The organism is Lentzea sp. NPDC036955 (genome assembly GCF_055608005.1).
The window spans coordinates 73,146-82,904 of sequence record NZ_JBVJRC010000020.1 but is presented as its reverse complement, the minus strand read 5'-3'; the positions used below and the strand labels follow the sequence as shown (position 1 = coordinate 82,904).

11 protein-coding genes and 1 pseudogene are annotated in these 9,759 nt (G+C 71.1%); 4 read left to right on the top strand and 8 right to left on the bottom strand.

Annotated elements, in window-relative coordinates; genetic code table 11:
- The 4 genes and pseudogenes from ACZ7CF_RS41700 to ACZ7CF_RS41685 all read right to left on the bottom strand — a co-directional run.
- A pseudogene (locus ACZ7CF_RS41700) lies at positions 1-521 on the bottom strand (hypothetical protein); the annotation flags it as partial.
- On the bottom strand, positions 521-829 hold the full coding sequence (locus tag ACZ7CF_RS41695; protein ID WP_360397741.1) for a type VII secretion target: 309 nt from the start codon (positions 827-829) through the stop codon (positions 521-523). The gene ACZ7CF_RS41695 and the pseudogene ACZ7CF_RS41700, both read right to left, overlap by 1 nt.
- Before the next feature lie 32 nt (positions 830-861).
- Positions 862-1,389 (bottom strand): YbaB/EbfC family nucleoid-associated protein, encoded by a 528-nt coding sequence (locus ACZ7CF_RS41690; RefSeq protein WP_458430843.1) that lies wholly within the window; start codon positions 1,387-1,389, stop codon positions 862-864.
- A gap of 146 nt (positions 1,390-1,535) precedes the next feature.
- Positions 1,536-1,910: an FKBP-type peptidyl-prolyl cis-trans isomerase gene (locus ACZ7CF_RS41685; protein WP_360397745.1), complete on the bottom strand. Its 375-nt coding sequence runs from the start codon at positions 1,908-1,910 to the stop codon at positions 1,536-1,538.
- Positions 1,911-2,078: 168 nt separating this feature from the next.
- On the opposite strand from ACZ7CF_RS41685, the gene ACZ7CF_RS41680 reads away from it, so the two are divergent.
- Together ACZ7CF_RS41680 and ACZ7CF_RS41675 are read left to right on the top strand one after the other, a co-directional pair.
- A complete protein-coding gene (locus tag ACZ7CF_RS41680; RefSeq protein WP_360397747.1) occupies positions 2,079-2,894 on the top strand; it encodes a S1 family peptidase in 816 nt (271 codons plus the stop codon).
- A gap of 76 nt (positions 2,895-2,970) precedes the next feature.
- The gene (locus ACZ7CF_RS41675) at positions 2,971-4,920 is read left to right on the top strand and encodes a beta-propeller domain-containing protein (protein WP_470372473.1); all 1,950 of its coding nucleotides are present in this window, start codon (positions 2,971-2,973) and stop codon (positions 4,918-4,920) included.
- 18 nt (positions 4,921-4,938) lie between these two features.
- On the opposite strand, the gene ACZ7CF_RS41670 is transcribed toward ACZ7CF_RS41675, so the two are convergent.
- Both ACZ7CF_RS41670 and ACZ7CF_RS41665 read right to left on the bottom strand, forming a co-directional pair.
- The gene (locus ACZ7CF_RS41670) at positions 4,939-5,736 is read right to left on the bottom strand and encodes an EI24 domain-containing protein (RefSeq protein WP_360397751.1); all 798 of its coding nucleotides are present in this window, start codon (positions 5,734-5,736) and stop codon (positions 4,939-4,941) included.
- Positions 5,737-5,826: 90 nt separating this feature from the next.
- The gene (locus ACZ7CF_RS41665; protein WP_470372472.1) at positions 5,827-6,543 is read right to left on the bottom strand and encodes a GNAT family N-acetyltransferase; all 717 of its coding nucleotides are present in this window, start codon (positions 6,541-6,543) and stop codon (positions 5,827-5,829) included.
- Positions 6,544-6,605: 62 nt separating this feature from the next.
- On the opposite strand from ACZ7CF_RS41665, the gene ACZ7CF_RS41660 reads away from it, so the two are divergent.
- Complete coding sequence (locus ACZ7CF_RS41660) at positions 6,606-6,986, top strand: hypothetical protein (RefSeq protein WP_360397755.1); 381 nt, start codon at positions 6,606-6,608, stop codon at positions 6,984-6,986.
- Here ACZ7CF_RS41660 and ACZ7CF_RS41655 read toward each other — a convergent pair.
- Together ACZ7CF_RS41655 and ACZ7CF_RS41650 are read right to left on the bottom strand one after the other, a co-directional pair.
- On the bottom strand, positions 6,957-7,883 hold the full coding sequence (locus ACZ7CF_RS41655; RefSeq protein WP_458430847.1) for a YihY/virulence factor BrkB family protein: 927 nt from the start codon (positions 7,881-7,883) through the stop codon (positions 6,957-6,959). The two genes, ACZ7CF_RS41660 and ACZ7CF_RS41655, sit on opposite strands and share 30 nt — an antisense overlap.
- Positions 7,870-8,058 carry a hypothetical protein gene (locus ACZ7CF_RS41650; protein WP_360397759.1) on the bottom strand — a complete coding sequence of 63 codons (189 nt, stop codon included), beginning with the start codon at positions 8,056-8,058 and terminating at the stop codon, positions 7,870-7,872. Before ACZ7CF_RS41650 ends, ACZ7CF_RS41655 begins: the two co-directional genes overlap by 14 nt.
- A 98-nt stretch (positions 8,059-8,156) precedes the next feature.
- On the opposite strand from ACZ7CF_RS41650, the gene ACZ7CF_RS41645 reads away from it, so the two are divergent.
- Entirely contained in the window at positions 8,157-9,758 is a 1,602-nt protein-coding gene (locus tag ACZ7CF_RS41645) for a hypothetical protein (RefSeq protein WP_470372471.1), read from the top strand.
- Position 9,759: the final 1 nt, after the last annotated feature.

Genomic DNA, 9,759 nt, shown 5'->3' with positions numbered 1-9,759 from the left:
ACCATGCCCATCACACCGACAACGGTCCCCACGGACCCAGCGGCCGAAGCGGCACCCGACAACGCGTCCAGCTGACCACCCGCCGCGGCACGGTAGGCATCCGCGGCAGGACCCGTCCAGGCAGAAGTGCCGTCGACCGACGCCTTGTACTCGGCGGCGACCTTGCCCACCTCGGCCGAGACGTTCTTCCACGTCGTCGAGTACGACTCGATCACCGGCGGGTTGCCCGCCAGCCAGTCCAGGGCCTCCTTCAACGGCTGCATGTGCTCCATCAGGAACGAGGCCGCAGAGGACAGCAGGGTGCCGAACGGGTCGATCGCCATCGAGGCGGCGTCGGCGGCCAAGCCGAGCACGCCGAGGCCGCCCTCGATCCAGTTGCCCTCGGAGATGCCGTTGTAGGCGTCCATCGCGGACTCGGCGATGGAGATGCCCGTGGCCCAGCCGTTGTCACCGGTGCCCGCGTTGAAGAAACCCGACGGCTCAGCAGGTGCCTGGGCCACCAGCGGGTTGGGTGACGACATCAGGCTCCGCCCTGGAGGGTCCGCACGATGGAGTCTTCCACCGCCTGGTAGTGCTTCGCGGTCTCGTCGATGCGCTTGGCGGTCGCGTCCATCGCCTCGGCGACGCCCTTCAACGCGTCCATGCCCCACTGCTCGACGGGGTCCAGCAGCATCCGGAACGGCTGGCAGATGATGCCGTACGCGTCAGTCGGCATCGACACGGTGTTCGCCGCGTCGACGGCTCCCTGCAGCCTCCCCTGGAGGCCCTGCAGCGCCTTGACGTGCGCTTCCAGGACGTCGGACGTGACGTTGAAACCACCGGAAGTCATCGAACCCCCTCAAGTTCGAGCAGCGGACAGGATCAGGAGAGCACGGACTCCCCGCCGAAGTCGTCGTCGTCCGAAGGCGGACGGCGGCGCGGCGGCGGTGGTGGCGGGGTGGGACGGGACGGCGGTGCGTCGTCCTCCACGCGGAAGCTCAGCTCGTTGCGGTGCTGCGGCGCGGCCGGCGGGTCCTCCGCGGGCGGTGCCGGGAAGTTCTTCTTGGCCTCGTTGAACAGGACGTTGGCGGTCTCGTCCTGGGTGCCGATCGTCTCGGCCATCGCGGCCTGCAGCAGCTCCGGGATGCGGGACTGCGCGCGCTGCAGCAGCTTCATGATCTCGCCGCTGACCTCGGCCATGCGGCGGCCGGCGGCGGACTCGTTGATCACCAGGTGCTGCAGGATGCCGTTGGACCCGATGGTGAGCTCCACCGCGCCGTCGGAGGACCGCTCGGAGATCGTCATCCCCTGCACGCGCGTCGCCATCTCCTGATAGCGGGCTGCGCGCTCCTGGACGTTCTTCTCCCAGCCCGCGAGCATCTGCTCCGACCCGGCGATGTCCTCTGGCACCGTGGTTCCCCTCCTACTGCGGTGGCGGACTGACAGGATGACGCAGCCGGGGGTGGTCCCGTTCCACGAGTGGAGCAAATCGGCTGCGCAGACCAATGGCGTTCCACTGAACGGACCAGTGGAACGCCATCAGGGGCCGACGTGCGTCAGCCGACCTTGATCAGGTCGACGACGAAGATCAGCGTCTCGTTGGGCTTGATCACGCCACCGGCGCCGCGGGCGCCGTAGCCCAGGTGCGGCGGGATGACGAGCTTGCGGCGGCCACCGACCTTCATGCCGGCGACGCCCTGGTCCCAGCCCTGGATGACGCGGCCGCCACCGAGCGGGAACATGAACGGCTCACCGCGGTCCCAGGACGCGTCGAACTGCTCGCCCGTCGAGTGCGAGACGCCGACGTAGTGGACGACGACGCGCTGACCGGGCGTGGCCTCCTCGCCGTCACCGACGGTGATGTCCTGGATGAGCAGGTCGGCCGGCGCCGGGCCGTCGTGCGGGTCGACCTCGGGCTTCGTGGGGGCCATCACAACTTCCTCTCGGAACGGGGTTGTTCGCGCCCGATCCAATCACGCGTGTGGTCGGACGGCCGAATGGCCTACGCGGACCGGCCCTTGCCCGTCTCGTAAAACCCTGTTGATCCTTGAAGAACTCCCGGCTCTGCACCGGGAGCACAACAGAAGAAGGAGATGATCATGGCGGCAACCCTGCACCGCCTCCGGTCATGGCTGGGCGCGGCACTGGTGGCGGCGACGCTGCCGATGGCGGCGATCAGCGCGGCCGAAGCAGCTCCGACCCCTCCGGTGACCGACGGCGAGCTCGGCGCGCAGATCGTCGGCGGCACGCGCGCCAGCACGTCCACCTACCCCTTCGTCGTGTACCTGGCCACCAGCAGCGGTTTCCAGTACTGCGGCGGCACCCTGGTCGCGCCCAACAAGGTCGTCACCGCGGCGCACTGCACCGAGGGCGACTCGGCCTCGGCGGTGCGGGTGGTGGCCGGCCGCGACGACAAGAACTCCACCGCGGGCACCGTCGCCCGCGTCACGCGCATCTGGATCCACCCCAGCTACACCGACGTGACCCGCGGCTACGACGTCTCGGTGCTCACGCTCGACCGCAACCTCAGCCAGACCCCGATCAAGTTCGCCACCTCCGCCGACAGCGCCCTGTACGCGGCCGGCACCAGCTCCACGATCCTCGGCTGGGGCACCACCTCCAGCGGCGGTTCGGCCTCGCGCTACCTGCTCAAGGCCACCGTGCCGCTGACCAGCAGCTCCAGCTGCAGCAGCTCGTACGGCAGCGACTTCAACGCCACGCACATGGTCTGCGCCGGGTACGCGCAGGGCGGCACGGACACCTGCCAGGGCGACTCCGGTGGCCCGCTGGTGGCGGGCGGCAAGCTGATCGGCATCACGTCGTGGGGTGAGGGCTGCGCGTCCGCGGGCTACCCCGGCGTGTACGCGCGCGTCTCCACCTACGCCACGCAGATCCAGCAGCAGATCAACTCCTAGCTCACCCCGAGAACGCCGGAAGGGGTTGCCGCGACGGCGGAGCAACCCCTTCCGGCCCTCGTTCCGTCCTGGTGGCATGAACGGCAGAAAGCTGTTGGCCGGCGCCGCCGTCGTGGCCGTGACCGGGGTCTGTGCGAGCTCCGCCGTGCGGGACGAGACCTTCCCCGCGCCGATCGTCGACCACGGCCCGGTGCGCCTGGTCGCGTACGACTCCTGCGAGGGCGCGGTGGAGGAGCTGCGCTCCGCCATGGCCCCCTACGTCACGGCGTTCGGGCTGGGCGGGAGGCGGAACTTCCCGCTGACCGCCGCCGAGGGCATGGCCGCGGACTCCTCGGCCGGTGTCGCGCAACGCGAGGCCGTGCCGAAGGCCGCCACACCGCCCGCCGAGCAGCAGGGCCACTCCACGACGAACGTCCACGAGAAGGGCGTCGACGAGCCGGACCTCGTGAAGACGGACGGAAGGCGCGTCATCTCCATCGCCGACGGCAAGCTGCGCGTCGTCGACGTCGCGAGCCGCTCCCCGTCCGGCACGCTCGACCTCGGCGACCGGCACGCCACGCAGCTGCTGGTGTCCGGCGACCGCGCTTTGCTGGTGGTGCAGAACCCGGTTCCCATCCACGACGCCGGCTTCGCACCCGACGCCCGCCCGTACCCGCCCGGGGCGCTGGAGGGCAGCGAGATCGTGCTCGTGGACCTCAAGGCGCTCAAGGAGATCGGCAGCCTCAAGACCGACGGCGGCTACCTCGACGCCCGCCAGGTCGGCGGCACCGCCCGCGTCGTCGTCCGCTCCTCGCCGCGCCTGCCGTGGGTCTACCCGGACCAGACGACGAACGACGCGGGTGCGTTGCGGCGCAACCGGGAGATCCTGCAGAACGAGCCGATCACGTCCTGGCTGCCGCGCTACGAGCTCGTCCAGGACGGCGCGAAGACCAGCGGCACCCTGGTCGACTGCGCGAACGTCAGCCACCCCGCGGTGCACGCGGCGTCGTCGATGCTGACCGTGCTGACGTTCGAGCTGTCCGGCCGGCTGGGCACCGGTCAGCCGGTGTCGATCGTGGCCGACGGCGACACCGTCTACGGCACCGACCGCACCCTCTACATCGCCGACGACCACCGGCTGCTGCCCGAGCTGCCGGACCGGCCGGGCGTCGCGCGCCCGGTCACCACGGCGATCCACCAGTTCGACATCGGCCAGGCGGGCCCGCCGAAGCACGTCGCGTCCGGTGAGGTCCCCGGCACGCTGCTGAACCAGTACTCGCTGTCCGAGCACGAGGGCGTGCTGCGCGTCGCGACGACCTCGGGCACCACGTCGCGGTGCTGCTGGCGGGCAGGCGACGCCGGGAGCCCGCAGCCCCCGCCCACCCAGAGCGCCGTCACGACGCTGCGCCGCGACGGCGACAAGCTGGCCCAGGTCGGCCGGGTCGACGGGCTCGGCAAGGGCGAACGCATCTACAGCGTCCGCTTCATCGGCCGCACCGGCTACGTCGTCACGTTCCGCCAGACCGACCCGCTCTACACGCTCGACCTCAGCGACCCGGTGCGGCCCAGGGTGACCGGCGAGCTGAAGATCACCGGTTTCTCCGCCTACCTGCACCCCGCGGGCGACGGCAGGCTGATCGGCGTCGGCCAGGAGGCGACCGAGCAGGGCCGCACGACCGGCACCCAGGTGTCGCTGTTCGACGTCCGCAACCCCGCGGCACCGCAGCGGCTCGCCCAGTTCCACCTGCCGGACTCCAGCTCCGAGGCGCAGTACGACCCGCACGCGTTCCTGTTCTGGCCGCAGGACGGCACGCTCGTGGTCCCGGTGACGACCTACAGGTCGGCCCAGAACGCCACCTCCGTCGTGCTCAGGGTCGACGGCGACCAGCTGCGCGACACCGGCCGCATCACCGAACCGCAGACGCAGCAGTACGGCGGAGCGCGGCGCACCATCGTGATCGGCGACCAGCTGTGGTCGGTGTCGGCCGCGGGCGTGCAGGTCGTCGCGCGCAACGGGCTCGCGCAGCAGGCCTGGCTGCCGTTCTGACCGTTCCGAGCGAGCGCCCTAGGCGACGTACCCCGGTCCCGCCGGTCCGACCGGTCCGGCGGGCCGCACCGCCTGCTCACCCGACAGCAGCCGGTGCGACAGCACGGTCCCACCGGCCATCGCCGCCGGGATCACGACGAGCGCGGCCAGCGGGATCAGGCACAGCAGGTAGGTGGGCACCGCGAAGCCGAGCACGAGCGAACGGCGGGTGGCGAGCAGCTTGCGGCGCTGCTTGAACGTCCGGCCGCGGCGCGTGAACGGGATGCCGGTGAGCTCGATGCCCAGCAGGTAGCCGTTGATGCACACGGCGAGCACCGGGATCAGCGTCTGCCCGACGATCGGGATGAACCCGCCGAGGAACAGCGGGACCGCGAACAGGACCGAGGTACCGACCAGCAGCAGCGTGCCGCGCAACCCGACCACGAACCCGCGCCAGAACCCGACCTGCTCCGCCTCGGGCACACCACCGAGCTCGTCCTCGACCTCCTCGGCGATGTACTCGTAGAACGGGCCGCCGATCATCAACGTGATGGCGGTGAACAGCAGCACGCTCAACCCGAGCGCCGCCACGACGACGGAGATGCCGACGGCGACCTCGACGACGCCGCGCGAGGTCTCGCTCCACGAGTCCGCGAACCCGGTGAGCCACCCGGCGACCGAGTCGATGTTGGTGAACAGAAGGGTCCAGCCGGTGATCATCAGCACCGCGGTGAGCACCGCGGGCAGCGCCCCGACCAGCACCCGCTTGGGCGAGCTGAACACCAGCCGGAAGCCGCGCAGGAGCAGTCCGAAACCGGCACCGAAGTCCTTGATCACGCGCACGAGGGTAGTCGGCCCGCCCCGGCGGGAGGCGCCGGATGCGGGACGAAGGGTGCGTTCGGGACCTTTTCGAGACCGCGGGGCCGCTCAGGCCGACGCGATGCAGGCGGTCCCGATCCGGCGGAACCCGACCCGCTCGTACACGCGGGCGACCTCCTCGCCGGCCGCAGACAGGAACACCAGGCCGGCACCCCGGTCCAGGGCGTCGCGTGCGAGCGCCGCCGTGACCGCACCACCGAGACCGCGGCGCCGTGCCGCGGGCAGCGTGCCGACCCCGACGACCTCCACCACGTCACCGGCCCGTTGCGCGGTGCCGACCGCGAGCACGCCCTCACCCGGCAGGTCGGCCACGGCGTGCCGGTGCCGGGTGTCCGCCGAGGTGGTTCCCGCCTCCGCCAGCGCCGCGTCCCGTTCGGCCGCACCAGTCTCGCCCGCGGCGGTGCCCGGTGAGGAGAACGCCAGCGCCGCCACCGCGGTGACCTCGGCCGGTCGTGTGCCCAGGACGCGGACGTGCGGGTGCGGCTCCGGCAGGCGGGCCGGGTCGAGCACCAGCAGCGGCGCCTGCAGCACGTCCATGCCCGCCTCCCGCGCCACGGCCAGCAGGTCCGGTGTCGTCTCGTGCACCCACTCCAGCGCTTCCGGCACGCCCAGCGACCGCTGGCGCTCCCGCACCGCGAGCACGTCGGCCACCGACGGGCGCCCGTCGGGGAACCGCGGCCGCGCGTAGTACGGGTAGCCGTCGCCTGCCTGGAGGAACAGCGTCAGCTCGCCGTGTTCCTCAACGCGAGATCCCGGTCGGGCCACAGAGTCGTAAAATCGTTCAAGAACGTCCCACACGGCTGATCACGCTAGCTACCTTTGGCGGTATGACGCACCGCTTTTCCCGTCTCGCCACCGCGGTCCTCGCTCTGCTGCTGGTGCTGACGGCGTGCGGTGACGACCGGCAGGACCGGTTCGCGAGCCCCGGCGCGCCGAAGACCTCGCCCAGCGGCAAGTTCGTCGCGCACGCCGAGAGCGCGAGCGAGGTGCGGGTGACCGACCGCAACGGCGGTGACGTGTTCCGCAAGTCCTACGAGTACGCCACCAGCCACCGGGCCGACGGCATCGGCGTGGTGTGGCTGTCGTCGGCGGACCAGCTGTGGGTGGTGGTGCCCAACGACGGCACCGAGCGCATCGAGGCCGGCCCGGACGGCGAGTGGCGTGCGACGAAGGCCGAGCTACCCCGGGAGATCTCGCGGCTCGGGTGAGGCCTTCTCCGGGTCCTCGCCCTGCTCGATGCGGCGGCCGCGTTCCAGTTCCGCGTCGAACTCGGCGCCCAGCAGCACCGCGATGTTCGAGATCCACAGCCACACCAGGAAGACGATCACGCCACCGAGCGAGCCGTAGGTCTTGTTGTAGGACGCGAAGTTCGCCACGTAGATCGCGAAACCGACGGTCGCGAGCGCCCACAGCACGATCGCGAGCAGGCTGCCCGGCGTGACCCAGCGGAAGCCCGGCTGCCGCACGTTCGGCGCCGCCCAGTAGAGCACCGCGAACGCGAGGCTCACCAGCAGCAGGATCACCGGCCACTTCACGACGTCCCACACGGTGACGACCGCGTCGCCCAGACCCAGCCAGTCGCCGACGGTGTCCGCGACCCCGCCGGTCAGCACCAGCGCGCCGAGGGTGAGCGAGATCAGCACGACCGAGCCGAGGGTGAGCCCGAGCCGCAACGGCACGAGCTTCCAGAACGGCCGGCCCTCCTGCACGTCGTACATGGCGTTGCAGGCCCGCATGAACGCACCGAGGTACCCCGACGCCGTCCACAGCGCCGTCAGCAGGGCGACGATGCCGAGCACGCTGGCGGCGTTCTGGCTGTTCTGCAGCTCCTGGATCGACGACTTGATCAGGTCGCCGGCCTCGCCGGGCGCCACCTCGTCGACGTACTTCAGCAGCTCCTGCGTCGTCGTCTCACCGAGCAGCGCGAGCACCGACGTGAGGACGATCAGACCGGGGAACAGCGACAGCACCGCGTAGTAGGTGAGCGCGGCCGCCCAGTCGGTCAGGTTGTCGTCGTTGAACTCTTTGACCGTGCGCTTGAGAACGCCCCACCAAGCGCCCTTGGGCAGCTTGGCGGGGCTCTCCGGGGCTTTACCTGCGGGCACGGCGCCGCCAGCTCAACGATCGCGTACCCGTGCCGACGCCGGCGAGGTGCAGCGCGACCAGCAACAGGCCGAGCGTCACCAGCGTGTTCAGCGTGACGACGCTGCCGAGCGAGATCTTCGCGAGATCGAACAGCAGGGCGAGGCCGAACGCCACTGCGGCCGCTATTGCCAGCATGTGATCCTCCACCTCATGGGTCGATGTGAGCTGCGGATACCCACTCGACCGGTGGTGAACCACACCGTTCGGAGCAATGGTCGTGCCATGATCCGCACATGGATGTCCAGCGCTGGCACGCGGCAGCGGTTCCGTGGTGGGTGACCAAGGCAGGGCTGGTCGGCGGCTGGGTGCTCGCGTTCGTCGTCTCCGGTGCGGCGGGGGAGGCTCCGTGCACGACGGCGCGGCCCTGCCTGCCCGACCCGCTGTTCGCGCTCGCCGTGGTGCCGTTGCTGGCGGCACCGCTGCTGTTGCTGTTCGGCCGCGTGCTCACCGGGTGCGCGATGGGCGTGCTGTTCGGCGTCATGGAGCTCGCGCTCGACAACGACCCGACGGCGAACATCGCGTTCGGGCTGCACGCGGCGGCCTGCGCGGTCGTCGCGGCGTTGACGGTCCGGTCACGTGCGGACCAGCGCCAGGCGGCGGGCCCGGTGGTGGTGATCCTGCCGGACATGCCGCCACCGCGCGGGGTGCTGCGCATCGTCGCCGTTCTGCTGGTGCTGTTCGGTTTCCTCACGTTCGTGCAGTACGACCTGAGCTCCGACGAGGTCGCCGGGCACGTCGCGCAGGCCAGCCGGGTCGACGCCGAGGTGGTCGAGGTCAAGGACGCCTACCAGGTGTGGGTGGAGCTGCCGGAGGGGCAGCGGACGGCGTTCGAACCGCTCGCCCCCGACAGCTACCAGGTGGGCGACAAGGTGCCGGTGCTCGCGGACGGCCCGTGGGTGCGGATGGTCGCCGAGCCGGAGGACGTCACCTGGTGGCTCACGCTCGGCGGTGCCGCGGTGTTCTTCGCAATCATGCTCGCAGCGCGGGAACGGCGCCGCCGCTCGCTGTGGACCGGCCCGGTCACGGCGGTGCGGGTGCAGGCGCACCCGCTGACCGTGCGCCGGATTCTGTTGCGGTACAACAGGGAAGACGTCGCCACCGTCGCGGTGATGACCGATCTCGGGCTGGACGAGCCGCTGTACCACGACACCGAGGAGTTCGGCGCGGTGTGGCGGGGCGAGGAGCCGCCGCCGGCGCAGCACGAGCCGGCGGAGGTCGTGATCGCGGGCGAGTGGCACCACGGCGGGCAGGTCGCGGTCGTGGTCGAGGGCGAGGTCGTGGCGACCACCACGCTGACCCGCGTGCGGCCGCGGCACATCGTCCACAGTGCACACCTGCCCGGCGAACCGGTCACCGGGACCGCGCCGGTCGAGCTGCCGCACGCCATCTGGCCGGGTGACCGCAGACTGGTCGAGGGCGTGGTGCTGGCGCTGGCCGCCGTGGGGGCACTGGTCGCGGTGCACCACTACCCGGACTGGGTCGTGCTCGGGCTGCTGGGCATGCAGTGCGCGGTGTCGGCGGTGACGCGGTTCCAGCCGTTGCTGCGCCTGGACGCCGGCGCGGTCGTGCTCCACACCGGGATCTGGAGCTACCGCGTGCCGTGGCAGCAGCTGCACGGCGTGCGCCGGTCAGGCCCGCAGCTGATGCTCGCGTTCGGCCCGACCGGCGACGTGATCACGACACCGCAGTTGCCCGACCCCGAGGCGGGCGAGAAGGTGATGGGGGCGCGGTCGCGCGCGTTGATCGCCTTCCACCGGCACGAGAACGTGACGCGCAAGCTGAACGCGTCGCTGTTCGTCGGCCTCGGCTACATCGGGTTGTTCTTCTTCGTCTGAC

Excerpts from the sequence above, each read along its gene's own strand:
- ACZ7CF_RS41695 (WP_360397741.1), bottom strand. The coding sequence starts at position 829 with ATGACTTCCGGTGGTTTCAACGTCACGTCCGACGTCCTGGAAGCGCAC.
- ACZ7CF_RS41685 (WP_360397745.1), bottom strand. The coding sequence starts at position 1,910 with ATGGCCCCCACGAAGCCCGAGGTCGACCCGCACGACGGCCCGGCGCCG.
- ACZ7CF_RS41680 (WP_360397747.1), top strand. The coding sequence starts at position 2,079 with ATGGCGGCAACCCTGCACCGCCTCCGGTCATGGCTGGGCGCGGCACTG.
- ACZ7CF_RS41675 (WP_470372473.1), top strand. The coding sequence starts at position 2,971 with ATGAACGGCAGAAAGCTGTTGGCCGGCGCCGCCGTCGTGGCCGTGACC.
- ACZ7CF_RS41660 (WP_360397755.1), top strand. The coding sequence starts at position 6,606 with ATGACGCACCGCTTTTCCCGTCTCGCCACCGCGGTCCTCGCTCTGCTG.
- ACZ7CF_RS41650 (WP_360397759.1), bottom strand. The coding sequence starts at position 8,058 with ATGCTGGCAATAGCGGCCGCAGTGGCGTTCGGCCTCGCCCTGCTGTTC.
- ACZ7CF_RS41645 (WP_470372471.1), top strand. The coding sequence starts at position 8,157 with ATGGATGTCCAGCGCTGGCACGCGGCAGCGGTTCCGTGGTGGGTGACC.